The organism is Streptomyces sp. NPDC002309 (assembly GCF_053593375.1).
Window position 1 is genome coordinate 60340 of the sequence record NZ_JBSFCI010000003.1, and the last position, 24150, is coordinate 84489.

Sequence of the window (24150 nt, forward strand, 5' to 3'; positions counted from 1 at the left end):
TCAGCCGGATAGGCCATCGGTCACTCGATGGAATGGCTCTGGGGAAAGGTGTATGACGCAGGGCAAGGATCAGGCCCCGGATCCGAGAGGAATCCGGGGCCTGCGGAGCGCCTGGTCAGGCTGCCGATGAGGGGATGGGGAAGGGGTCCGGGCTAGGCGTCCGCCGCCGCCTTCGCCGCGATGTCCGTGCGGTGCTGGGAGCCGTCCAGGTGGACGCGGGTGACGGCGCGGTACGCGCGTTCGCGGGCCTCGGTCAGATCCCCGCCCGTCGCGGTGACGGACAGCACCCGGCCGCCCGCGCTGACGACGGAGTCGCCGTCCCGCTTGGTGCCCGCGTGCAGGACGAAAGCGTGCGGGGCGTCCTGCTCGGCCACCGCGTCCAGCCCGGTGACCGGGTCGCCCGTCCGCGGGGTGCCCGGGTAGTTGTGCGAGGCGATGACGACGGTGACGGCCGCGTCGTCGCTCCAGCGCAGCGGTTCGAGGTTCGCGAGGTTGCCCGTGGCGGCGGCCATCAGGACACCGGCGAGGGGGGTCTTGAGGCGGGCGAGGACCACCTGGGTCTCCGGATCGCCGAACCGGGCGTTGAACTCGATGACCCGCACACCCCGGCCGGTGATCGCCAGTCCGGCGTAGAGAAGGCCGGAGAAGGGGGTGCCCCGACGGCGCATCTCGTCGACGGTCGGCTGGAGGACGCTCTGCAGGACGTCGTCCACGAGCTTCGGGTCGGCCCACGGCAGCGGGGAGTAGGCGCCCATGCCGCCGGTGTTCGGGCCCTCGTCGTTGTCGAGCGCGCGCTTGAAGTCCTGGGCCGGCTGGAGCGGGACGACCGTCTCGCCGTCCGTCACGGCGAACAGGGAGACCTCGGGGCCGTCCAGGTACTCCTCCACGACGACGCGGTCGCAGGCGAGGGCGTGCGCCTTCGCGGTGTCGAGGTCGGCGGTGACGACGACGCCCTTGCCGGCGGCGAGACCGTCGTCCTTGACGACGTAGGGCGGGCCGAAAGCGTCCAGTGCCGTGTCGACCTCCGCCTCCGTCGTGCAGACGTACGAGCGCGCGGTCGGGACGCCGGCCGCGGCCATGACGTCCTTGGCGAAGGCTTTGGAGCCCTCCAGCTGCGCGGCCTCGCCGGACGGGCCGAACACGGCGATGCCCGCTTCGCGCACCGCGTCCGCGACCCCCGCGACCAGCGGGGCCTCCGGGCCCACGATCACGAGGTCGACGCCGAGCCGGGCCGCGAGCGCGGACACGGCGGCGCCGTCCAGGGCGTCGACGGGGTGCAGTTCCGCCACCTCGGCGATGCCGGCGTTGCCGGGGGCGCAGTGCAGCGCGGTGACGGCGGGGTCGAGGGACAGGGAGCGGCACAGGGCGTGTTCGCGGGCGCCGGTACCGATGACGAGGACCTTCACGGGGTCAGCCTAACGGGAGCGGATGGGCGGGCTTGTGCGGGATGCCGAAGGAGGACGGGGTGAGGGGTTGTGCGTTTCTCCGAGAGCGGGCCCTCGGGGCGAGTTTGTCCGAGAGCGGACCTCGGAGCGAGAATCTCCAAGAGCGGACCTCGGAGCGAGATTCCCCGAGAGCGGACCTCGGAGCGAGACGGCGGAGGCACGCCGCGGAGGTTCCCGAACCGGGGTCGCGCCGCCGAGGTTCCCGAACCGGGGACCGTCACGGAAGCTCCCGAACCCGGGACGCGCCGCCGAGGCTCCCCGAACCGAGGACCGTCACGGAGCTCCCCGAACCGGGGACGCGCCTCAGTCGTTCGAGAACTCCTCCATCACCGTCGCCCCCAGCTCCCGCACGATCAGGTCCTGGCCGGAGAGGGCCGACTCGTCGAGGTCGGGGTCGTCGTCCTCGGGGATGTCGTCCTCGATGGAGACGGGGGGTGGCTCGGGGGCGGCGGGCCGCACCGGGGTCCGGGCGGCCGCCGTGGCCGACGTCACACCCGGCTCGGCGGGCGCTGCCGGGGCGGGCTGCGCCGACGCGGGGCGCTGGGCGGTGGCCGTACCGCCGCCGGTGCCACCCGGTGCGCCGGCACCGTAGCCCCCGCTCGCGGCGCCGCCACCGCCGTGACCCGTGGCACCGCCGCCGCCGAAGCCGCCGGCCGGACCACCGCCGCCGTACCCGCCTCCGCCACCGCTACCGGGCGGCGGGGGCGCCGCTCCGCCGCCCGAGGGGTCGACCAGGGCCTCGATCTTCCAGTGGACGTTGAACTGCTCGGCCAGCGCCTGCCGCAGCACGTCCTCGCTGCCGGTGCTCGCGAAGTTGTCGCGGGCACCGACGTTGACGAAGCCGAGCTGCAGGGTCGTGCCGTCGAAGCCGAGGATCTGGGCGTTCTGGCTGAGGAGGATCCAGGTGAAGCGGCGGCGGTTCTTCACCGCTTCGAGGATGTTCGGCCACAGGGTGCGGGGGTCGAGGCCGCCGCCCGGGGGCGGGGAGGCCGACGGGACCGCGGCGGGCGTGGCCGTGGAGGGGGGTTCGGGCGCCGGGGTCTGTGCGGCCGGGGCGGAGGCCGGGGGCGTCGAAGGGCGCCCGCCGCCACCGGGGGGTGCGGCGGTGGGCCAGCCGCCGGGTCGCCGGCCCGCGGGAGCGGAACCTGCCGGGGTCGCGGTGGGCCAGGCGCCGGGCGCGACAGCGGCCGGAGCGGGGGCCTGGGCCTCCGTCGGAGCGGGAGCCGCGGGCGGCGGCTGGACGGACTCCGCGCCGGGGGGCGTGGCGGGCTGTGCGTCGCCGCGCTGGTCGCCCGGCCCAGCCTGTCCCACGGGAACGGCGGGTACCGCCGCCTCCGGCGCACCACCGCCGCCCGAGCCGCGCACCGCGGCCCGGGCCGCCGCGACCCCGCCGCCGGGCGGTGGAGCCGAGGCCGCGCCGGTGTGGGCTCCACCGTGTGTGTCAGGTCCCGGTACGTACCCCATGGCGGGCGCTCCGGCTCCTGCCGAGAAGTGCGCGCCCCGCTCCAGGCGATCGAGGCGCGCCAGCGTGGACCGCTCGTCGCCGTAGGCGGCGGGCAGCAGCACGCGCGCGCAGATCAACTCCAGCTGGAGGCGCGGGGAGGCAGCGCCGCGCATCTCGGTGAGGCCCTCGTTGACGAGGTCGGCGGCACGGCTGAGCTCGGCGGGGCCGAAGGTGCCGGCCTGGGCCTGCATCCGCTCCAGCACGTCGGCGGGGGCGTCGATGAGCCCCTTCTCCAGAGCGTCCGGAACCGCCGCGATGATCACCAGGTCCCGCAGCCGCTCCAGCAGGTCCGCGACGAAGCGCCGCGGGTCGTTCCCGCCCTCGATCACGCGGTCCACGACCTCGAAGGCCGCGGCGCCGTCCCCGGTGGCGAACGCCTCGACGACGGAGTCGAGCAGCGACCCGTCCGTGTAGCCGAGCAGGGACGTGGCCATGGCGTACGTCACACCGTCCGCCCCGGCGCCCGCGAGCAGCTGGTCCATGACGGACATGGAGTCACGCACGGATCCGGCGCCGGCGCGCACGACGAGCGGCAGGACACCGTCCGCGACCGGGATGGCCTCCTGCTGGCACACCTCGCCGAGGTAGTCCCGCAGGGTCCCGGGCGGCACCAGCCGGAACGGGTAGTGATGCGTACGCGACCGGATCGTCCCGATGACCTTCTCGGGCTCCGTGGTCGCGAAGATGAACTTCAGATGCTCCGGAGGCTCCTCGACGACCTTGAGGAGCGCGTTGAAACCGGCCGGCGTGACCATGTGGGCCTCGTCGATGATGTAGATCTTGTAACGACTGCTCGCCGGTCCGAAGAAAGCCTTCTCCCGCAGCTCACGGGCGTCGTCCACACCACCGTGGGAAGCGGCGTCGATCTCGATGACGTCGATGGAACCGGGTCCGTTGCGCGCCAGGTCCTGGCACGACTGGCACTGCCCGCACGGGGTCGGCGTCGGGCCCTGCTCGCAGTTCAGGCAGCGGGCCAGGATCCGGGCGCTGGTGGTCTTGCCGCATCCCCGGGGGCCGCTGAACAGGTACGCGTGATTGACCCGGTTGTTCCGCAGCGCCTGCTGCAGCGGGTCGGTCACATGCTCCTGCCCGATGACCTCGGCGAACGACTCCGGGCGATAGCGGCGGTACAGCGCGAGAGACGACACGCATACGAGGTTATAGGCGCCCGCCGACAACGGGCTCCGCCCTGGAATCCCGGGGATCTCCGGCATCGCGCGGGCCCCGGACACGCAAGCGCCCCCCACGCACCCGCCAGAGCCGACCTACCCTTGCTGCCTTCCGGCCCTGGGGGAGTTCAGTCAGATAGCGCCGCGTGAGGGGCTTCGCACAGCCTACCTGATGCTGAGGTGCGGGAACGAGTTCGCGAGCACTCCTCTCGGTCATGTAATGTTCCTGACGGAGGATTCGCCTAGAGGCCTAGGGCGCACGCTTGGAAAGCGTGTTGGGGGCAACCCCTCACGAGTTCGAATCTCGTATCCTCCGCCAGTGCCTCACCGGGCACGATGTCGAAGGGCCCCACCGTTCGCGGTGGGGCCCTTCGACGTGCGTGGTCTCAGTTTTGGTCTCAGTTACGCAGGGCGGACAGCCGTGGACTTTCACGGACGGGCTTCGGCTCTATGCCGACGATCAGGGGCCCTGATCGTCGGCCCCGTCGAGACCAAGATCCTCCTGGGCGACCGACCTGAGGCTCGGCGACAACCTTCGAGCCTCACCGACCCGAGCCGGCCAACCGGCCAGCAGAGAGGTCAACCTCAGCCTCATTGACAGAGGGCCCAAATAGGATGCCCAGCGGAGACTCCGCGGCTTCCAGACCGCCCCCAGACACGAGCAAGGACACCCCCGACTGATGGCAGTGACCCAGCAGGAGATCGAGAACCGCTTGTGGGACGCCGCAGACGAGCTGCGCGTGGCGATGCCCGAGGCGCAGTACTCCTCGGTCGTCTTCCCGCTGATGTTCTGGAAGTACCTGTCGGACACCTGGGAACACCAGCACCAGGAGTTCCTGGCCGACAACGAGGACGTGGAGGACCTTTCTCCCGAGGAAGCCCGAGAGATCGAGTACCGCGACTACCAGTCGTTCGAGATCCCGCTCATCCACCCTGGCACCGTCAAGGAGCGTCGCGCCTCCTGGTCGTCCATCCTCGCCACCGTCACCCAGCCCGGCCTGGGTCAGCGGGTCCGCACCTCCCTGCAGGCCATCGAGACGGCCAACCCTGACAAGTTCTCCCGCCTGTTCGGCAACATGACGTGGGCCTCCGAAGAAGTGCTGTCGAGGGAGGTACTGGCAGCGGTGATGCAGGCGATGGACCGTACCCCGAAGATGCACGAGGGCAACATGTCCCACGACGTGCTCGGCGGCGCGTACGAGTACCTACTCAAACGCTTCTCCGACGGGTCGGGTACCCGCGCCGGCCAGTTCTTCACCCCCCGCGAGGTCGTCGAGCTGATCGTCGAAGTCCTGGAGCCCAAGAGCTTCGAGTCGGTGTATGACCCGACCTGCGGGTCAGGCGGCATGCTCATCGCCTCCGCGAACCTTCTGAAAGCCCGCGGTGGGCGTGGCTACACGCTCAGTCTGAACGGGCAGGAGGCCGTAGCGGAGACCGCGGGCGTGGCCCGCATGAACCTCTTCATGCACAACCTCACCCAGTTCAAGGTCGAGGTCGGAGACACCCTGAAGGATCCGCGCTTCACCAAGGCGGACGGCACGATCAAGCAGTTCGATGTGATCCTCGCCAACCCGCCGTACAGCCTGAAGTGGAAGCCCTGGGTTAAGGACCCGCGTGCCATCGGCGGGGTCGCCCCGCAGTCGACGGCAGACTGGGCGTTCGTCCAGCACATGATTGCCAGCATGGGCGCGGAGAGGGGACGCGCCGGCGTCGTCTTGCCCCACGGCGTCCTCTTCCGCGGCGGCCAGGAAGCAGCCATCCGCCAGCGTGTCCTGGACGACGATCTACTCGAAGCAGTCATCGGACTGCCTGCCAACCTCTTCTACAACACCGACATCCCCACGGCGATCTTGGTGTTCCGTGCGCCCGGCACGAAAACCCCAGAACGACAGGGCGGCGTGCTGTTCATCGACGCCTCCAAGCGGTTCGCCAAGGCTAAGAATCGCAACATCCTGACGGCCGCCGACATCGCCGATGTCGTGACCGCCTACCACTCGAAGTTCGACGCCGATGGCAACCAGGTGGACCCTGACGGAGGAAGCGGACTCGCCGCGCGATTCGTCCCCGTTACGGAGGTCACGGCAAACGGGTACGACCTCAACATCGGCCGTTACATCAAGCAGGCCGCTGCCGAGCAGGAAGACCTGGGCACCCTCATCGACGCTTACACCTCCGCCAGAGCCGAGCGACAGAAAGCCGAACAGCGCATGCTCACTGTCCTCGCCGCTGCTGGAATCGAGGGATTCCATGGGTGAATGGCGGCACGTTCCTGCAGGGAGGGTCGCGCGACAGCGGCGGGAGATCGTTCGCCTGGAGCCGAGCGCCGAGTACCGCACGATGGGGGTCCGGTGGTATGGCAAGGGTGCATACGACCGAGGTGTGGCAACGACGGAGACAGTCAAGGCCAAGTCTCTCTACCGGGTGCGGGAAGGAGACTTCACCTTCAATCGGATCGACACTCAGAAGGGTGCATTCGATGTCGTGCCTGCTGAGCTTGACGGCGCCTTGGCGACGAACGAGTTCCCCCTCTACGAAGTAGACGAAGAGGAAGTGGTAGCCCGTTTCCTCCTCCTCAACTTCCAACGGCCAGAAGTCCTGCGACAGATCGGCGCTATGCGTGCTGGCTCCGAGGGGCGCGCTCGCTGGAAGGAAGCTGACTTCGAGGCGTGGACGGTCCCCGTGCCACCGCTACATGTCCAGCTGCGGATCACCGAAGTCGTCGATTCGATGGGTGCCCAGATCACCGCGCTAGACGCCGAGGGGGAGGCACTGGCGGCGGTTCTGCGTCGTCGACGAGCCGACCTCATCGCCGACAATTCGATCGAAGCCGTGAGGGCCGAACAAGTCTTTGACTTCTCCACCGGCGTGCGCCGGACACCCGACAGGGGCGTCGGCCCGTACATGACGCCCTACCTACGTTCCGCGAACGTCGGCTACGGGACGCTCGACCTCTCTGACGTGCTCGAGATGAACTATGAGCCGGCGGAGCGCGAAAAGTTCGCACTCCGCTACGGCGATGTCGTGGTGTCCGAGGGCAGCGCGAGTGTGAATGCGGTCGGGATGCCCGCGATGTGGAAAGACGAGCTGCCAGCCCCCGTCTGCACCCAGATGACCTTGCTCCGGCTCCGAGCGTTGGAAGGAGCATGTATCCCCGAATTCGCCTTCCACTGGAGTATGTGGGCCTACGAGTCCAGAGCCTTCCTCGACATCGCTGGTGGCACCAACATCAAGCACATCAGCGCCAAACGGGCGAAGGGCATGGCTGTGCGCCTACCCTCAATGGATCGCCAACACGAGATGGTGGCGGAACTCGGCGCGATGGAGTCGGCATTGAAGGCGGTCCGCGCTGAAGCCGCTCGTCTCCGTGAAGCCCGGATAGGTCTGCTGTCAGGGCTGCTGGACCAGAGCATCACCATCGACGTTTAAGTCCGACCTGGGGGGTCTGAGGCGTGGCGAAAGGTATTCGGGAGCGCGAGTTCCAGAACCAGATGATCCAGTGGTCCTTGCCGATGGGTTGGGATTACACCGCGGGGCGGGCTCTGCCGCGGGAAACCACCCAAACGGTGCTCGTTTCGCACCTGCGTGAGGCCATCGTAAAGCTGAACCCCGGCGTGATCGATGAGTTTGACCTGGACGCGGTGGTCAATGAAGTCGTGGCCACGGTCACCGCCGTCGAAGGCGGACTCGTCCGGGCCAACGAGCAGGTGCTGCGGCTGTTGCGAGGCCGGAAGGAGTTCCGAGACAACAACGGCGTTTGGCACACACTGAAGTTGGTCGACTTCGAGGCACTGAACGCCAACACGATGGTCGTCTCAGATGAGGTGACCATCAGCGTGCCAGGCAAGACCTCCCGCCGGTTCGACCTCGTCTACTGGATCAACGGGCTACCTCTGGTCGTAGTCGAGGTGAAGTCACCCACCGCGAAGTCCGCGTGGGCGGAAGCGGCCCGCGAGATCAACAACGTTTATGCCACGGAGTACCCGTGGTTCTTCACGCCCAACGTCTTCGCCGTCGCCGCCGACGGACTGAAGCTGCGGTTCGGTGCCGCCAGCGCGCCCACCAACCTGTGGCAGCCGTTCCGGTCCACCGAAGACGACGAGAACCTGTCCGGTAGTGCCGACATACAGCGCTCCGTCGAGTTGTTGATGAACCCAGCCACGGTCCTGGACATGCTCGCCAACTTCGTCCTCTTCGACACTACCGGGGGAGGAACCGACAAAAAGTACCTCCCCCGCTACCCGCAGATGGAAGCTGCGCACCTGATCCACGAGCGCGTATTGCAGGGCGGCTCGAAGGGACTGGTCTGGCATCACCAGGGCTCCGGGAAGACTCTGCTCATGGTGTTCGCTGCCGCGCTGCTACTGGCCGACACTCGCATCGAGTCACCCACGATCATCCTGCTCTCGGACCGGACTCACCTCGTCCGACACACCTCAGGGGTCTTCACCTCAGCGATGGGGGACGCGTACTTCCACAAGCCTTCGAACAGCCAGAAGCTGCGGGCCCTGCTAGCCGATGACGTGCGTGGTGTCATCTCCACGACCGTCCACAAGTTCGCCGAGGCTGGCAAGAACCTGTCGGTACGGAGCAACATCATCGTGCTCGTCGACGAGGCTCACCGCACCCAGTCCTCCGATGAAAAGTCGTTGGCCGGGCAGATGCGCGCAGCGTTGCCCAACGCGAGGTTCTTCGGCATGACCGGCACCCCTGTCAGGAACCTCGCCACCGACACATTCGACCTCTTCGGCGAGGAGGGCGACCCCGGGCGAGTGCTACACCGGTATTCGGTATCTCGCTCTCTGCTGGACGAGGCGACCGTCCCGGTCATACTGCATCCGCACCCGGTCTCCTTCGACATGGACGACCGGGCGTTGCAGGCCGAGTTCGACGAGTTCGCTGACGACTTCGACCTTGATGACCCCGACCGTGAAGCCCTGTCCCGCAAATTCGGACGCCTGACCTCGGTGTTCGCCAACCCTGACCGTATCCATACGGTCTGCCAGCACATCGTGGACCACTACCTGGCCGGCGCCTACCGCAATGGCCTCAAGGCGCAGGTCGTCGCATACAACCGTGAGCTGGCCGTGGCGTACACGGACAAGATCAACGAGCTGCTTTCCGGCTTCGAGGCATCCCAGGTACTCAGCGAGGTCGGGAAGCATCAGCGGATTAAGGCCGAGGTGAACATCTCCGTCTCGGACTCCAAGGCGACAGACGTTGACATGAAGCCATACCAGCTCTCGGAGACCGAGGAAGAGGAGCAGAAGCGTCGATTCCTCAGCCCAGACGACCCGATGTGCTTCCTGGTGGTGACAGCGAAGCTGATGACTGGCTTCGACGCTCCCAACGAAGGTGTCCTCTACCTGGACAAGCCACTGAAGGCCCACAACCTGTTCCAGACGATCACCCGTCCGAACCGCACGTGGGTGTCACCCACCGGTTTTGTGAAGACCTCCGGTGTGGTCGTGGACTACATCGGCCTGGCCGAAGAGGTCCAGCGGGCAGTCGTCGACCCCACCGCAGCTGGTCCCCGCAAGGGAGGCGGGTTCATCACCGACTTGTCCGAGCTGGTCAAGGAGTTCCGTAAAGCCTTCGCCCGTATCGAGGACCTTCTCGCGGACGTGGAAGGTGTGGATCTGACGGTCCACGGTTACCAGTCCGTCCGAGCCATCAACGTCTTCCTGGATGCCAACCCCGACGCTGCCGAGGTCTTCAGCAAGGACTACCGACTTCTGGCCCGCCTGTACCCGTTCATCAACACTGACAAGCGGGTTGCCAAATACAGCGACGGCTTCGGGCTGTTCGGGTCCGTTTACACGACCCTGTTCAAGAAGTCCTCTGATGAGGAGAAGAGAGAGCGACTGGCTGAGCTGGGGCCGATGGTCGTGGAGATCATCAACGCCCACGTCCACTCCTTCAAGGTGGTTGCCTCTCAGGAGGAAACCCTCGTTCTGGATGCCCAGGGCATCACGATCCTCAAGGAGTTGCTGGCACTCGTCCGCCCCAAGGCCGACGAGAGTGGCGGCGAGGATGCATCTCCGCCATCAGCGGCAGAGATCCTGGACCACATCAAGGCAGCCCTCGACAAGGGTGTCGACCCGGATTCCGCGAAGTACACCGCCCTCGCGGAGCGGATCAAACAGCTGCGGGACCGGATCATCCAGAATGCCCAGGACGCGCTGGACTTCCTGTCTGAAGCACTTCGGGTGGCCCGCGCCATCGTCCACGCCGAGAAGCACCCCGACGAAGCCGTCGTCGTGCTGGACGACGACCACATCGGTGTCCTGTCGCGGATAATCCACGACCACGCTCCCGAGGGTCTCACCATCACGGAGAGGAACCTGGCCGAGGAGATCGACCAGGTAGTCAGGCGCACCCTCGCTCGAGCATGGGACAACGCCGAGGCCCGCAACAGAGGCGCCCGACGCGCCACCGCTGCGGTCTTCCGGCGCTACGCGCTGAAGCCGGTAGGGGAACCGTACGACTCCACCGTCGCCTACATCGAGGCCCACTACCTCGTCGACTGACGAACGCGCGGAGACCCGGCACCCCGCAGTGGGTGTCGGGGGTCTCGTCGCGTTGCGTGGGCCTACCGCTCTCCCTAGCGTCCTCTGGGGGGCGCGCCAGCGTGGTTCGCTCTGGTGGGCGGAATTCCAGGGCACTACCAGTCGTCGGTGTCGCCGTACTTTCCTGGGTTCTGAGCGCGGTCCACAGCCTGTGCACACGCCTCGGCGAAGGCCGCCTCGACGGCCGTCTGGTCCGTGCCTCGCACCTGGGCCTCGACCTCCTGGCCCGTACCGGGTCGCCGGGCCGTGCGCCAGGCCGAGGCGCGGTCTGTGTAGCGGTCGGTCTCGAAATCCCAGGCGGGCACCGACCACTGCTCTGGGACCCCGGTCGCTGTGCGCTCCCCGCCGGGAAGGAACAAGGCTCGGGCGTGAAAGACCACGGCCCGATTGGGCACGCTGCCGCGGATGGCGCTCGCGCCGCCGGGGCCCTGGTGTTCCCAGCGCCAGCGGTCCCATTCCTCGACCACGGCGGTGTGGTCGGGCCAGTCCTCGCTCCAGCGTGCGACGACCTCGTCGGCGTGCTCGCGATGGAGGAAGGGCACGCGCCGATCGCCGAGGCGGGCGACGTGGACCATCAGCTCTGCGGGGATGGGGCTCTGGTCGGCCTCCGGCGCAGCGCTTCCCGCGGTCTCGTCCGTGCCCCACAGGAGGCCGCCGACCTTGGCGGCCGTGTCCTTGAGGACGCGGCTGGTCAGGTGCTGGTAGCGGCGGCGCATCCGGGCGGACTTGCCGGGCTCCCAGCCCATGATGGCGTCGACGACCGCGTCGGAGACGCCGAGGATGAGCAGGACCGTCGCCGCAGTGTGGCGGGCGTCATGGAGGCGGGCGTCGCGGACGCCAGCGGCTTTCAGGAGCTCCTTCCATTTGTGGTAGTCGGTGTTCGGGTTCAGGGGCTCGCCGGTGGGCGAGGTGAAGACGTACCCCTTCTCCGTCCAGAGGTCGCGGGCCACAGTTCGCTCACGGGCCTGTTCCTCCTTGTGTCGGCGCAGGAGCTGGAGCAGCTCTTCGGGGGCGCCGATGGGCCGCTGGCCGGCGCGGGACTTGGCGTTCTTCGTCTCGCGGCGGGTGTTGATCTTCTGGGGGCAGTAGCCGGGTTTGCGTCCGCAGCGGTCTCCGCAGCCGTGCTTGTAGCGGGGCCGCAGCCGGCCACGGCGCACGCGGATGACGCCGAGGTCGAAGTCGACGTCGTCCCACTGCATGCCGAGGACCTCGCCTTGGCGCAGGCCGAGGGCGAGCGCGATGACCCAGCGGGCGGTGTTGCGGTGCTTGGCAGCTTCGGCAAGCAGGTGCTGGACCTCCTCGACCGTGTACGGCTCGACCTCTTCCTCTTCGACCTTGGGGGCCTTGGCGATGGAGGCCGGGTTCGTGGTGAGGTGCTGGCGGCGCACGGCCTCGTTCATCGCCGTTCGGATCGTGCGGTGAGCCTGGTGGGCGGTACCTGCGGCGCTGCCGTTCTCCTGCATCTTCTTGTAGAAGCGTTCCAGGTGCTCGGGCTCCAGCTTCTCCAGGCGATGGGCGCCCAGTCCGGGGATGAGGTGGTGGTAGACGGCGACGCGGTAGCCGTCGATCGTGTTCTCCGAGACGTGCGCGGCAGCGATGTTCTCGACCCAGTGGGTGAGCCACGTCTTCACGGTCCACGACTGGCCGGCCTTCCGGACTGCGCCCTGGTCGCGCTGGCGCTCCAGGTCGCGGACGACCTTGGTGACCTCGGCTCGGGTCTTGCGGCCGACGTGGCGACGGTCCGGGGTGCCGTCGTCCTTGACGCCGACGGTGACGCGGCCGTGCCAGCGCCCGTCCTTGCCGAGGTAGATGGACGAGGCGCCGTTGGGCTGGCGGGGCTTCGGTGCGGAGGCTCGCGTCATGCGGCGGCTCCGAAGTCAGTCGCCGACAGACGGCGGGCCAGGAATTCGTTCACCGCCTCCGCTGGGATGCGGCGCAAGCTGCCGATCTTGACGGAGGCAATCTCGCCCGAGGAGACGTACTCGTACAGTTTGGTGCGGCCGATGCCGATCCGGCGGGCGGCCTCGGTGACGGTGAGGGCGACCAGGGTCGTGTCGCCGACGGGGCGGCGCTCGGCCATCAGGCTGCGCAGGGCGTCTTCGGGGATGTCCAGGAGCTGGGCTATCTGGGAAATGGGCAGGGCGGGCTGCGGCATGGGGGTACTCCTCCCGCCGGCATCTCGGCATGGCGGGAGCGGCAACTCCCGTCGGCCTGGCCGGTGGTGTCGTTCAGGGATGGATGGGTCAGTGGATGATCGTCGGCAACGGAGGTCGCCGTGCGTGAGGTTCTCGGCGTTCGTAGCGCCGTGGGAAGGACAGCGACCGGCTATTCGCCAGCGGGTGGCTGCTCCTGGTTTCGCAGGTGCGCCCGAGAGGGGTGCAGGTTTCTCTGCAGGGCCCGTTCTTCGAGCCGGACAAGTTCGTCGACCTGTCCTCTCTGCTCGGGTCCCTTGTCCCCGTAGGCGTTGAGCTCCATGTCGATCTCGTGCAGGTGCATCTGATTCCGGTCGATCGCCGCTCGCAGTTGGCGGTACTCGCGCGTCATCTGGACGTACTCACTGACGAGCTGGCGAATGCGTGGGGTGGCCAGTTCTCCTGGTGGTCCGGTCAGATCCTGCATGGTCAGGTCGAAGACCTTGCAGAAGCCGAGCGCCTCGTCGAGGTTGACCCTGCGACGGGGCTTGCCGCTCTCGATGCGCCAGATCGCCGACTGGTTGATCGGGTGGCCGGCAGCGGCCATCTCCTCGGCGAGCTTCACCGTGCTCCAACCGCGGACCTCGCGTTCCAGCTTGATGCGTGTGGCGACATGATCCTCCGGCACCGGACGACCGGGGCCGGCGCGCTCCGCGCTTTCCTCACTGCTCACTCGCACCTCCATTCATCGCGACAACGGGTCCACGGGGATCACTGTCCACAACTAAACCTCGTTGCAGATTGAAATGCAAGGCGTTGCGCTACCGAAAATCTCGGCTATGGTCGTAGTCCGCCGTACAGCGGTGGACGAATCCGCACACGCAAGCGGCCCCGGTGCTACGAACACCGGGGCCGAAGTAGAGGCTCCACCGCACAACCATCCATCCCTGAACGATCGAAACCGGAGGCCGGGGTTGCCGCCCCGTAATGGCCTGCCGGGTGAGGAGCTCCGTGACCCAGGGTACGACCCTGCCATCCCAGACGCCATCCCGCTTCGACGAGGACCCCACCTCAACGGAGCCTCCGTTCAACCTGGACGCCGAGCGCGCGGTCCTTGGCGCCTGCATGCACAAAGCCGATGTCATCAACGCGGTCCGGCCAGTCCTGGGGGACGACGCCTTCTACCGGCCCGCGCACGAGACCATCTGGCGCGCGCTCCTCACCCAGCACCGCGAGGACAAGCCGACCGACCCGATCATCCTTACCGAGCTGCTTCAGCAGCAAGGCGACCTGCAACGGGTCGGCGGTCCCGCCTATGTGTTCCAGCTCGCCGGCGCGCCCTACGGCACGGGCAGCGCCGAGCACCACGCGGAGATCGTCCGCGCGAAGGCCGACCTGCGCCGCTTGATGACCTCCGCCATACGCACTCTCCAGCGGGCCCAGGAACCCGGCGCGGATCCCGAGGCGATCCGAAGCGAGGTCGAAGCCGCAGTACGCGCCGAACGCGAGCGCGCACTCGCCTCAGGGCAAGGACGGCTGTCCCGCTTCGCCACCGACGGATGGTCATTCGTCAAAGAGAGCGGCGCGGACGCCGAGCCCCTCTGGGGAACGCGCGAGAAGACCGTCTGGGCACCGGGCGAGAGCCTGATGATCGTCGGCGCACCGGGCGTCGGCAAGACCACCCTTGCCCACCAGGTGATCTTCGCCCGCCTCGGCCTCCAGGAGACCGTCCTGGAGATGCCCGTCGCCCCCAGCAGGCGCGTGCTCTACCTGGCAATGGACCGTCCCAAGCAGATCGCCAAGGCCATGGCCCGCCGCGTCTTCCCCACCGACGAGAAGATCCTGCGCGAGCGGCTCGTGGTCTGGGAAGGTCCGCTGCCCGCCACCCTCGACAAGGAGCCCGACCTCCTCGCCGACCTCGCCGCCGCCCACCAGGCCGACACCATCGTGATCGACAGCCTCAAGGACGCGGTCAGCACGATGGTCGACGACAGCCTCGCGGTCGCCTTCCACAGCGCCCGCATGCGCGCCCTGCGAGGCGGCGTGGAGATCATGGAGCTGCACCACCAGCGCAAGGCCACCGCCGACGCGCCGCGCGGCCAGCGCCCCAGCCTGGACCAGGTCTACGGCTCCACCTGGTTCACCGCCGGCGCGGGGAGCGTCCTGTTCGTCACCGGCCGGGCAGGCGACCCCGCAGTCACCCTGCACCACCTCAAAACCTCCACCGGCGAGGTCGGCCCCCTGGATGTCACGCACGACCACGTGCGCGGCACCACCACCGTCGACCCCACCAAGGACCCAGCCGTCCTGCTGTGCAACGCCCCCAACGGGCTCACCGCACGCGACCTGGCGACCATCCTCATCGGCGGAGGCGACCCCGAACGAGCCGACATCGAGAAGGCGCGACGCCACCTCAGCCGCCTCGTCGACAACGGCTTGGCAGCCAAGGCCGACGGTGCCGCTGGAGGAGCCGGGGGCGGCCAGCAGGCCCGCTACTACGCCTCCGCCCGCCACCTCACCGCCGTCGGCTGACCCCCGCCGACCCCCGCAGAGCGTTCACGCGACCGTACACGCGGCCCTCGCGTCCGCACACCGCCGTGAACCGCTCACAGCGCACACGCTCACCGTAAAACCGCTGGTAGAGCGATCACACAAGCGTCCACGCCGTACACGCACCCAAGCGATCACGCGCGGGGCCCCCTTTAGAAGGGGGCCCGCGTGTACGCCCCCTCCGTGAACCCTCGTGATCGCCTCCACAGCCTCTCCCGGAGTAGACCCGTACATGCAGCCCGCAATATCCGAACGGCTCGCCACCACTTCGCTTCCGTACGCCGACGGTCGGCTCCTGCCCGTGGCCGTCTTTGCCGTCGCGGTCGGCGCGCTGCTTGTGGGCTTGAGGGCCCGCCGCAGCCGACGCCCCACCCGTGATCGAAAGCGGCGCCTCTCGGCCGCAGTCGTCACAGCCACCGTGGCGGCGCTCGTGTGCACCGCCTACAGCGCGGACACCAGCTGGCGGTTCGCCACCCACTACCTCGACATGCGCAACACCGCCGAGCGCACCGCCATGTTCGCCGCAGCCGAGCTCGCCCTGTTCTCGATGGCACTGATGGCCCGCCAGAACCTGCATGGGCCACGGCACGCGGCCGGCCTGCCCGGGGTCCTGGTCTGGGTGATCACCGCCATGCAGACCATTCCCGCCTACGCCGAGTCCGGACCGGTCGGCGGCACCGTGCGCGCCTTCACCGGCCCCGTGATGGCCGCCGTGCTGTGGCATCTGGCCATGGGCATCGAGCTGCGCCAGCGGGCCCCCGACGCCGCCTCCCGCGCACTCGCCGCGGTCCTCACGCGACAGGCTCGCGAACGGCTACTCGCCCGCCTGGGAATCGTCGAGCAGGACCAGGGAGCCGCCCAGATCATCCACGACCGGGCCACGCACCGGGCCGTCGCCCTGGCCGCCCGCCTCGCCGAGATGACACCCGAGCAGCGCACCGAACGGGCGGGCAGGCGCACCGTGCGCCGCCTGTCCAAGGCCCTCGCCCGCTCCGGCATCGACGCCGACCCGCGCCGCAACGAGCAACTGCTGCGCCAGCTCGCCACCCGCCGCCAAGCAGCCGCCCTGGCCACCATCGACCTGCCCGAGCGCTGGACCACGCCCGCCGGGCAACCCGTCAGCCCGCCCGCAGCACAGCCCGACCACTCCCGGGCTGACACTGCTGGGCATGCAGAAGCAGCCGGGCTGGCGAAAGACGGATCCCGCCCGCACCCATCAGATCTGGGTGACGAAGCACCCCACTCAGGCAGCCGGCCGCAACCCGCCGGCCCGGATCTCACCGCCCGCTCCGGCCCGGAAGCGTCAGCCCGTCCGGAACGGGCAGCCCGCCCGCAGACGGCTCCTCCGCCGCCCATGGGCAGCGGCTCGCATACCCCACTGGCTACTCGCCCTACTCCAATGCCGAAGCGGAAGGGCCGTAAACCCCGCGCAACCGACGGCATCCTCCGCGACTACGCTCACCGGCTCCTAGACGAGCACGGCAGCCTGTCCCGCGACCTACTGGAGCAGGCCGTACGCGACGCTGGCTACACCGTCGCCAGCGACACCGCCGGCGCCATCGTCCGCGCGCTCAAGACCGACCCGAGCACCTCACGCAACGGCTGACGACCATCTCGCCCATCCTCCCGCCCTTCCCGGAGAACTCGTTCGTGACGTACGACCCCCACCACACCGATCACCATTCCGGCGTGCTGCCCTCGTCGGCGAATCCGCCTACACTGCTCGGGCGTTTGCGGAGGGCGTTCGGACGGACGGCCCCTGGCGGAGCCAGTAGTACCCCGAGTCCGACTCAAAGCCGGTCCTCGGGGATCTCCGCCCCAGGGGTGGCGGAGACGGCCCAGCGCCAGGGGGCGCAGGACCAGGAGGCCGGGACCGAGGGCGGCCCCGACTCGGACGGGCTGCACGCCGTACAGCAGCAGATTCTCCACCCCGCGCCCTCCGACGAGCAGACGGCCGGCGAGCGAGCGGTGCAGAGTTTCCAGCCGGCGATCCGTCGCTTCACCGGCACCAAGCGGACCGTCCGTGTCGGCCCGCTGCGCTTCACCGGCGACGAGCACGCCGACCTCCACGAGGCTGCCGCCGAGCACGGCTACAAGGGGGAATCCGGCTTCGCCGCGGACATCGTCCTCGCCTTCGTATCCGGTCGGTTCACGGCGAACCTGCCGCTGTCCGAGGACCGCCGCCGCACCCACATGTTCCGCGCCCAGGTGCTGCGCGAGCTCAACCGCATCGGCGGCAACGTCAACCAGATCGCCCGCGCCCTCAACAGCGACCTCACCCCGCCTGACATCCGCCACCGACTCAACGAGCTCCTCCGCCTGCTGGAGCTGATCGCCGAGGCCCTGCGCGAACCGGCAGACTCCAGGAAGGACCAGGCCGCGTGATCGCCGCCATCAAACGGGCTGGGGCCAACACCCGCGGTCTACTCGCCTACCTCTACGGCCCCGGCCAGCACGACGAGCACAACGACCCGCACATCGTCGCCGGCTTCGCCATGCTCGGCATGCCCGACCCCGGCCGCGACCAGGACGCCACCCTGACTCAGCTCGCCCACCACCTCGACGAGCCCGTTCATCTCCGGAACAGCGAGTTCGGAAGGAAAATCACCGACCACGTCTGGCACTGCCCTGTTCGCGCCGCACCCGAGGACCGCCACCTCTCCGACGCCGAATGGGCCGACATCGCCCAGCGCATCGTCGAAGCAGCCGGCATCGCCCCGCCCGGAGACGACCTGGCCTGCCGCTGGATCGCCGTACGCCACGCAGACGACCACATCCACATCCTCGCCACAACCGTCCGCGAAGACGGCCGCCGCCCCAAGCTCCACGACAGCGGCATCCGCGTCGGCGACGCCTGCCGCCAGATAGAGAAGGACTACGGCCTGCGCCAGCTGAAGAAGGGCGACCGCACCGCCGAACGCCGCCCCACCCAGGCCGAGATGCACAAGGCCGAACGCCTCGGCTGGGAGCAGACCAGCCGCGCATGGCTCCAGGACCGCATCCGCGCGGCCATCCCCCACGCCAGCAGCGCCGAGGAACTCCTTGCCTACCTCGAAGCCGACGGCATCGCGGTCAAACCCCGCCGCGGACCGTCCGGTGACCTACTCGGCTACGCCGTCGGTCGCCCCGGCGACCTCAACAAGGACGGCGAACAGGTCTTCCACCCCGGCGGAAAGATCGCCCCCGACCTCACCCTCCCCAAACTCAAGGACCGCCTCGAAACCACCGCTCCAGAGGAACACCCCACCGCCCGCCGCAACCGCCCCACCACCCCCTGGCACCAGGCCACCGACGCCCTCGACACCCTCCACACCGGCATGGCCGACGACTCCCACGCCCAGGCCCACATCACCGCGCTCGGAGAACTCATCGAAGCCACCGCTCAGAAAGCCCCCGCCCACCTAGCCGAACTACGAACAGCATCGAAGGCATTCGCCCGCGCCCAGCGCTCCCAGATCCGCGCCGACAACCAGGCCGCCCACACCCTGCGCAAAGCCGCCCGCGACATCGCCCACACCGCCACCGGCCCCGACGCCAGCGCCCTGGCCGCCCTGCTCACCGCCCTCGTCTGGGCCACGATCGTTGCTGCCCGCTGGCACGAGGCGAAGGGCCACGCCCACCAGGTCGAAGCCGCCCGCCAGACCCTTCACCACCTGAAGACCGCCGCCGATGACGCCCTCGCTCCCGTCGTCGACAGCCTCGCCGCCCGTCAGCCGAGCGACCAGGCGCGCCAGCCCCTCGCCTACGACGTCCGTGCCGCCATCCCCGACCACGCCGACCGCATCCTGACCGATTCCGCCTGGCCGGCCCTCGCTACCGTCCTGGCCGATGCCGAGGCCGGTGGCCACAAACCCCACCAGCTCCTCAAGGAGGCCGCCGCCCAGCGCGAACTCACCACCGCCCGCCAACCCGCCCATGTGCTGATCACCCGCATCCAGCACACCAGCCGCAACCCCGCCCCCAACCCCCGAGCCGAAGCCGCCCGCCTCCGCTCCACCATGGGAACGCACCCATTCAGTTGGCCGGGGCAGCCCCCGCGCGGCCCGTCGCACGCCGCTCCGGCTGAACTACACCAGCGAGGCCGCCGCTGACCACACCTCAGCCGGCGATCAACGCCGGTTCCTGGATGGTCCGTTCGTCGGCCGCCCCACCGTCACTCGCCCATGGCCGACTGGAGAGGTGCAAGAAAAACGCGGCACGCCGAAGCGCTTGCGCAAGAATCTCTACATCAACTAAAGTCCGCGTCGTAATCGAATGCTCCAATGCGTAGTTCGACCTGAGGAGTCGCCCGCATGAGTGAGTCCCCTTCGCCCTGGGCGACTGATGTATTCGGTAAGCAGGCGTCGGCAGTTCGCATGTTCCTGGGCCAGGCCCTGCGGAACATGCAGGCCAACGCCCAAGCAGCGCAGGAACAGACCGACTCGCGCACCAACCACACGTACGGAACCGCCCGGTGGCAGAACCAGTTCGAGCGCGTCCAGGACGAGCTGAAAGACCTGCCTGGAGCCATCCCCGTGCGGCCATTCGGGTTCCCGTTCGAGCTCATGCTCGTCGGCCGCGGCCTGATCTACCCCTTCCTCTACTCGAAAACCAAGGCGGCCGTACGCACGGCACGCATCCCCAGCGAGTCCCAGCTGGTGAAGGAGCTCTTCACCTTCGCCCCTGAACCGAAGCACGTACAAGACGAGTTCGATCTCGGCTTCGGCGGGACCATCCTTACCGCAGAGCCGCGCGGCGGCCTGGCAGCCATTCCCCAGGGAACCCGACTGATCCTGGTGCCGTTTGCCTGCAACGCTTCCGAACTGCTGGAGGCACACTGGGGCATCGCAGCACTCGGAGAGAACCGGCACCTGGAATGGGCAACCGATCCCGAACCTCTCGCCTTGCCCCAGACCGTCACCTCACACGGGACACGGCTGGCCAGTGTCCCCGAGCAGACTGCAACGTCCGCGCGGAAGCACACCAGCTTCGCCGAAGGAAGCGAGCCCACCCTTACGCTGTCCTCGCGTGCAGCCTCCGAACGGCTGCGGGACATCCCGCCGCAGACCGAAGCGCAACCCGTCGAGGACCAGACCAGCGAAGAAGATGCGACCCACTAAGCAAGACACCATCCCAGGCTTGGAAGAGCGGGGCACGACGCCCCGTGCCATCTCCGACGGCTTCGATCCCGCCCGGCTGACGCAAGCGCGTCGGCTGGCGGAGATGACGAAGAAGGACGTGGCAACAAGCCTCGGGGTGACTCCCGCCGCCGTGGGTCAGTACGAGACGGGGGTATCACGGCCACGCCCTGACCTGATCCCCCGGCTCGCGGAGACCCTCGGAGTGCCCGCGACGTTCTTCCTGCTCGGACGTCCGACCAACCGGCTCGACGCCTCGATGGCCCACTTCCGGAGCCTGCGCAGTACCCCGAAGTCCCAGCGGGAGCGAGCACTGGCCTTCGCCGAACAGGTCTGGGAACTCACGTACGCCCTGGAGCAGCGAATCCAGTTGCCGCTCGTGGACCTACCCGGGTTCGCCGGCGGAGAAGTCCACCCAGGGGAGGAGCTGCCCACCGATCCAGCCGCCGCCGCGCGTGAGCTCCGGCAACGCTGGGGGTTGGGAGACGGACCCGTAACCCATCTGGTGAGGCGCATGGAAGCCCACGGCATTGTCGTGGTGACGCCCCCTGTAAGCGACCCCTCAGCCTCCACCGTGGACGCGTTCTCGACCCGCGCAGCCCGCCCGCTAGTCATCCTCACCGCCAACCGCGCCGACGACGTCTACCGACATCGGTTCACGGCAGCTCACGAACTGGGCCACCTTGTACTCCATGGCGATGCCACGGGCGACAGCAGGCAAGAGAAGGAAGCTGACGCCTTCGCTGCGGAGTTCCTGACCCCCCAGGCCAGCATCCTGCCGTTGCTGCCCAAGCGGATGGATTTTGCACGGCTCGCCGAACTCAGGCAGATCTGGGGCGTCTCCATCCACTCCCTCGTCTACCGATGCCGTGAACTGGGGCTGACCTCCGACGCCACCATCAGCCGGACGTACCAGCGCCTCCGGGCCTTGGAAGGCCAGCCCGGATTCGAGGCCGAGTCCGTGTCCAACTTTCCCGGTGAGCAGCCCTCGCTCCTGCGGCAAGCCTTCGAGCTGGCTTCCCGGGAAGCGGACTTGTCGGTGGTCCAGCTCGCGCACGAACTGGCCTGGACGGCCAAGCGTGTACGTGAACTCCTTGGAGTCCATGAGCAGCGTCCCGTGCTCCGCCTGGTTCAGTAACTGCGCCGTTGCGGCGGGGCGGCGCTAGTCCCACCGTGGAACGCACTACAGCAAGGAGGCCGGGACACCACTACGGTAATCGACCCTCTTACTTGCGACCTTTGGCGACAGGGTTGTCAGGCGAGCGTCCCGTCCAAATACTGCTGCACCGGCTCGAACAGCCCGTACGGCACATACTCCGGGATCTCGCCGTGGGCAACCCAGGCCAGTTCGGCCAGCTCCTCGGCGTCCGCAACGTACGCGGTTCCGCCCAGCACCTCGCAGGCCGTGTACGACATCAGCCGGCCCGTCTTCGGGTGGACCCGCTCGCCGAGCAGCCTCACAGCGGCCACGGTCAGCCCAGTCTCCTCCTGGGTCTCCCGCACAGCGGCGTCCTCAAGGACCTCGCCCGGCTCGACCTCACCGGCCGGGAACTGCCAGGAGAGCTGTCCCTCGCTGACGCGGCGGCGCACCATCAGCACACGCCCCTCATGGACGACGATGGCTGCGGCAATGGGCCGCTGGCCTCCTTCCCTCATCTGCGTACCTCTTCCTCGATGGCACAAGCAATATGCGGCCACGGAGCACGTAGGGAACTGAAGAGTGACCAGTAGCCGTGCGCCTCGCGAACTATGGCGCTGACACCTAGGCGTACCGCTTCGGGGTCGATCGTGCCTATAACCCGCCGGGCGACACCTCCGGCCCCGCGCGGTGCGGGGTTGATCCCGCTGCCCAAGAGGAGCGTGGCCGTGCGGATGGCGTCCAGCGTGGTGGGCGGTGCCGCGCTGGCGAAGTCTCCGTAGACCAGATCACGCCAGCGCTGCTGGGTGCGTGCCCAGGCGAGACGTTCCAGTCCGGTTCCCAGATCTACGGCCATGTGGGTCGGGTCATCGGCATTCCACAGCAGGACGATGTCGCCGAGGTCGAGCCCGAGGTGGCGGAAGTGCAGTGTGATGCCCGCGACCTCGCGCCGGCGCCAGGGTGTCAAGGTCCCATGGATGCTCAGGTGGCGTGCGTGGAAACCGAGTTGGGAGAGGACGGAAAACCAGCCGTCGAGAATCGCGCTGTACTCGTCGAGCCCTCCGACCGGTTGGACACGGGAGATGTTGACGAAGGAAGTCAGGAAGCCGTCGCAGAGGTCACCGGAGGTATCGCGTTCACCGGTGAAGCGGACGACCGGCTGGGGGAGGAAGCCCCGTCGGTACGTCTGAGGTCTTCCGTCCTTGAGGAGCGGGTCGAGGGCCTGGATCGCCGAGATGGTCAGCTCCGTGTCGCGCCCCCAGCGGATCGGGAGACAGTCATCGCGTGGAGCGCCGACGTGAGCGAAGGCGGTCTCCACACTGCGGAGGAGCTCCCTCCACGAGGGTGGCCGGCGCGGCGGGTGGTAGGGGGTGTCTCGCCGCAGGTGTCGGATGGCGATGCAGGGGCCGTCGATGGTGAACTCCCACTGAGAGTGGGATAACGCCCCACGGAGCACGGAGGGTATCCGCGAGGCCAGCGCGTCTCCGGTCGTACGAGCTGTGCCGGTCAGCACGACCTTGACGCCATCGCCAGGAAGTGCCGGGCGGGGTCGAAGCGGTGCTGGCCGGTCTCCTGGACCTGCTGGTGGTCGAGGGTCTCCGCCTGCTCAATGGCGAGCGTGAGCCGCTGGGCCGCGGTCTCGTCGTCCTCGTCCGGGTCGGCCACGGCGATGGCGCCCGTCTGCTCGCAGAGGGCCGCCTCGGCACAGGTACCCGTACGCCAGGTGAGCGCGGCCATGGGGGTGCCGGCACGGAGGGACTCGCCGAAGACGGCGGCGCCGGCTTCCACGTACGGCCGGGCGTACGTGTAGACGAAGACGGACGCCTCGGCGATGGCAGCGGTCTTGGCGGGGCCGCCGAGCTCGCCGGCCCACTTCACGTGGTCGGCGGTGAGGATGCGCTCGTGGCGACGGACGTACGTCTCGTCGAAGACGGGGCCGACGATCTGGATGCGCCGACCGAGGATCTGCGCTGCGCGGGCGGCGATGTGTGGCGCCTTGTCCTCGTCGATCCGGCCGAGCCAGACGAGGTCACGTCCGGCGGTCGCCAACGGTTCCTCCTCATCGAGGCCGAGGTGTACGGCCAGCTCGGGGACCGGCCGGTGGTCCGCATACCGCTCGATCATCTCGGGCGAGTAGCAGTACAGCCGAGAGCGTCTGCCGTCGAAGGCGGTGGGCGTGTGCTGGAAGACCGGGGAGTGCTGGAAGGTGGCGACGTCGCAGTCCAGCACGTTCCAGGTGCGGGTCCAGGCGGGCAACGAGGGGTACTCGTGCCCGACGATCAGGAGGTCGTACTTGGTGTCGCGGATGTCGCGCTCGGCAAGCGATCCAGGGGGGATGTCCTCCAGGCGGACCGGCTTGCGGACCCAGTCGTTCTCCAGGTCCGTGAGCCAGCCCGGCCCGAGGAGGTGTACGTCGGCGCCTGCGGCCCGGGCGCCTACGGCGACCGCCCACAGCCATCGTTCGATCCCGCCGTAGCCAGCGGGAGGAAAGGCGTAGCTACCAGGGAAATCGCAGACGCCGACGAGCAC

General features: G+C 68.6%; 17 protein-coding genes, 1 tRNA gene and 1 other RNA gene. 10 read left to right on the forward strand and 9 right to left on the reverse strand.

Annotation, left to right across the window (positions count from 1 at the left end):
- Nucleotides 1–152: 152 nt before the first annotated feature.
- The 3 genes from purD to ffs form a co-directional block, all read right to left on the reverse strand.
- Nucleotides 153–1406, reverse strand: coding sequence for a phosphoribosylamine--glycine ligase (gene purD / locus ACWCPM_RS03325; RefSeq protein ID WP_450974433.1), 1254 nt, complete (start codon nucleotides 1404–1406; stop codon nucleotides 153–155).
- Nucleotides 1407–1748: 342 nt separating this feature from the next.
- A complete protein-coding gene (locus tag ACWCPM_RS03330; protein ID WP_450974434.1) occupies nucleotides 1749–4097 on the reverse strand; it encodes a DNA polymerase III subunit gamma and tau in 2349 nt (782 codons plus the stop codon).
- 84 nt (nucleotides 4098–4181) lie between these two features.
- Nucleotides 4182–4276, reverse strand: an RNA gene (gene ffs / locus ACWCPM_RS03335) — signal recognition particle sRNA small type.
- Between the two features lie 73 nt (nucleotides 4277–4349).
- Between ffs and ACWCPM_RS03340 the strand changes: the two genes are divergently transcribed.
- From ACWCPM_RS03340 to ACWCPM_RS03355, 4 genes are all read left to right on the forward strand, one after another.
- Nucleotides 4350–4437: transfer RNA gene (locus tag ACWCPM_RS03340), tRNA-Ser, on the forward strand.
- 361 nt (nucleotides 4438–4798) lie between these two features.
- Entirely contained in the window at nucleotides 4799–6373 is a 1575-nt protein-coding gene (locus ACWCPM_RS03345) for an N-6 DNA methylase (protein WP_450974435.1), read from the forward strand.
- Nucleotides 6366–7544 (forward strand): hypothetical protein, encoded by a 1179-nt coding sequence (locus tag ACWCPM_RS03350; RefSeq protein WP_450974436.1) that lies wholly within the window; start codon nucleotides 6366–6368, stop codon nucleotides 7542–7544. The genes ACWCPM_RS03345 and ACWCPM_RS03350 overlap by 8 nt, the downstream gene beginning before the upstream one ends.
- 23 nt (nucleotides 7545–7567) lie before the next feature.
- Nucleotides 7568–10645: a type I restriction endonuclease subunit R gene (locus ACWCPM_RS03355; protein WP_450974437.1), complete on the forward strand. Its 3078-nt coding sequence runs from the start codon at nucleotides 7568–7570 to the stop codon at nucleotides 10643–10645.
- 134 nt (nucleotides 10646–10779) lie between these two features.
- Here the strand turns inward: ACWCPM_RS03355 and ACWCPM_RS03360 are convergent, their stop codons facing one another.
- From ACWCPM_RS03360 to ACWCPM_RS03370, 3 genes are all read right to left on the reverse strand, one after another.
- Nucleotides 10780–12546: a tyrosine-type recombinase/integrase gene (locus tag ACWCPM_RS03360; RefSeq protein WP_450974438.1), complete on the reverse strand. Its 1767-nt coding sequence runs from the start codon at nucleotides 12544–12546 to the stop codon at nucleotides 10780–10782.
- Complete coding sequence (locus ACWCPM_RS03365) at nucleotides 12543–12839, reverse strand: helix-turn-helix domain-containing protein (RefSeq protein ID WP_450974439.1); 297 nt, start codon at nucleotides 12837–12839, stop codon at nucleotides 12543–12545. Before ACWCPM_RS03365 ends, ACWCPM_RS03360 begins: the two co-directional genes overlap by 4 nt.
- A gap of 170 nt (nucleotides 12840–13009) precedes the next feature.
- Nucleotides 13010–13549 (reverse strand): helix-turn-helix transcriptional regulator, encoded by a 540-nt coding sequence (locus ACWCPM_RS03370; RefSeq protein WP_450974440.1) that lies wholly within the window; start codon nucleotides 13547–13549, stop codon nucleotides 13010–13012.
- Between the two features lie 278 nt (nucleotides 13550–13827).
- Here ACWCPM_RS03370 and ACWCPM_RS03375 point away from each other — a divergent pair, with 278 nt between their 5' ends.
- The 6 genes from ACWCPM_RS03375 to ACWCPM_RS03400 all read left to right on the forward strand — a co-directional run bounded on the left by ACWCPM_RS03375 (nucleotide 13828) and on the right by ACWCPM_RS03400 (nucleotide 21621).
- Nucleotides 13828–15348, forward strand: a complete 1521-nt coding sequence (locus ACWCPM_RS03375; protein WP_450974441.1) for a DnaB-like helicase N-terminal domain-containing protein — start codon at nucleotides 13828–13830, stop codon at nucleotides 15346–15348.
- Between the two features lie 250 nt (nucleotides 15349–15598).
- Nucleotides 15599–16972 carry a hypothetical protein gene (locus ACWCPM_RS03380; protein WP_450974442.1) on the forward strand — a complete coding sequence of 458 codons (1374 nt, stop codon included), beginning with the start codon at nucleotides 15599–15601 and terminating at the stop codon, nucleotides 16970–16972.
- Between the two features lie 218 nt (nucleotides 16973–17190).
- Nucleotides 17191–17751 (forward strand): plasmid mobilization relaxosome protein MobC, encoded by a 561-nt coding sequence (mobC, locus tag ACWCPM_RS03385; protein ID WP_450974443.1) that lies wholly within the window; start codon nucleotides 17191–17193, stop codon nucleotides 17749–17751.
- Entirely contained in the window at nucleotides 17748–19457 is a 1710-nt protein-coding gene (locus tag ACWCPM_RS03390; protein ID WP_450974444.1) for a relaxase/mobilization nuclease domain-containing protein, read from the forward strand. The genes mobC and ACWCPM_RS03390 overlap by 4 nt, the downstream gene beginning before the upstream one ends.
- A gap of 201 nt (nucleotides 19458–19658) precedes the next feature.
- The gene (locus ACWCPM_RS03395; protein ID WP_450974445.1) at nucleotides 19659–20465 is read left to right on the forward strand and encodes a hypothetical protein; all 807 of its coding nucleotides are present in this window, start codon (nucleotides 19659–19661) and stop codon (nucleotides 20463–20465) included.
- Nucleotides 20466–20484: 19 nt separating this feature from the next.
- On the forward strand, nucleotides 20485–21621 hold the full coding sequence (locus ACWCPM_RS03400) for a helix-turn-helix domain-containing protein (protein ID WP_450974446.1): 1137 nt from the start codon (nucleotides 20485–20487) through the stop codon (nucleotides 21619–21621).
- Between the two features lie 116 nt (nucleotides 21622–21737).
- Here ACWCPM_RS03400 and ACWCPM_RS03405 read toward each other — a convergent pair whose 3' ends face one another.
- From ACWCPM_RS03405 to ACWCPM_RS03415, 3 genes are all read right to left on the reverse strand, one after another.
- Nucleotides 21738–22139 (reverse strand): NUDIX hydrolase, encoded by a 402-nt coding sequence (locus ACWCPM_RS03405; RefSeq protein ID WP_450974447.1) that lies wholly within the window; start codon nucleotides 22137–22139, stop codon nucleotides 21738–21740.
- Nucleotides 22136–22939: a hypothetical protein gene (locus ACWCPM_RS03410; RefSeq protein ID WP_450974448.1), complete on the reverse strand. Its 804-nt coding sequence runs from the start codon at nucleotides 22937–22939 to the stop codon at nucleotides 22136–22138. Before ACWCPM_RS03410 ends, ACWCPM_RS03405 begins: the two co-directional genes overlap by 4 nt.
- Before the next feature lie 188 nt (nucleotides 22940–23127).
- Nucleotides 23128–24150: a glycosyltransferase gene (locus ACWCPM_RS03415; protein WP_450974449.1), complete on the reverse strand. Its 1023-nt coding sequence runs from the start codon at nucleotides 24148–24150 to the stop codon at nucleotides 23128–23130.

Excerpts from the sequence above, each read along its gene's own strand:
- ACWCPM_RS03365 (WP_450974439.1), bottom strand. The coding sequence starts at position 12,839 with ATGCCGCAGCCCGCCCTGCCCATTTCCCAGATAGCCCAGCTCCTGGAC.
- ACWCPM_RS03380 (WP_450974442.1), top strand. The coding sequence starts at position 15,599 with ATGCAGCCCGCAATATCCGAACGGCTCGCCACCACTTCGCTTCCGTAC.
- ACWCPM_RS03395 (WP_450974445.1), top strand. The coding sequence starts at position 19,659 with ATGAGTGAGTCCCCTTCGCCCTGGGCGACTGATGTATTCGGTAAGCAG.
- ACWCPM_RS03350 (WP_450974436.1), top strand. The coding sequence starts at position 6,366 with ATGGGTGAATGGCGGCACGTTCCTGCAGGGAGGGTCGCGCGACAGCGG.
- ACWCPM_RS03360 (WP_450974438.1), bottom strand. The coding sequence starts at position 12,546 with ATGACGCGAGCCTCCGCACCGAAGCCCCGCCAGCCCAACGGCGCCTCG.
- ACWCPM_RS03345 (WP_450974435.1), top strand. The coding sequence starts at position 4,799 with ATGGCAGTGACCCAGCAGGAGATCGAGAACCGCTTGTGGGACGCCGCA.
- ACWCPM_RS03405 (WP_450974447.1), bottom strand. The coding sequence starts at position 22,139 with ATGAGGGAAGGAGGCCAGCGGCCCATTGCCGCAGCCATCGTCGTCCAT.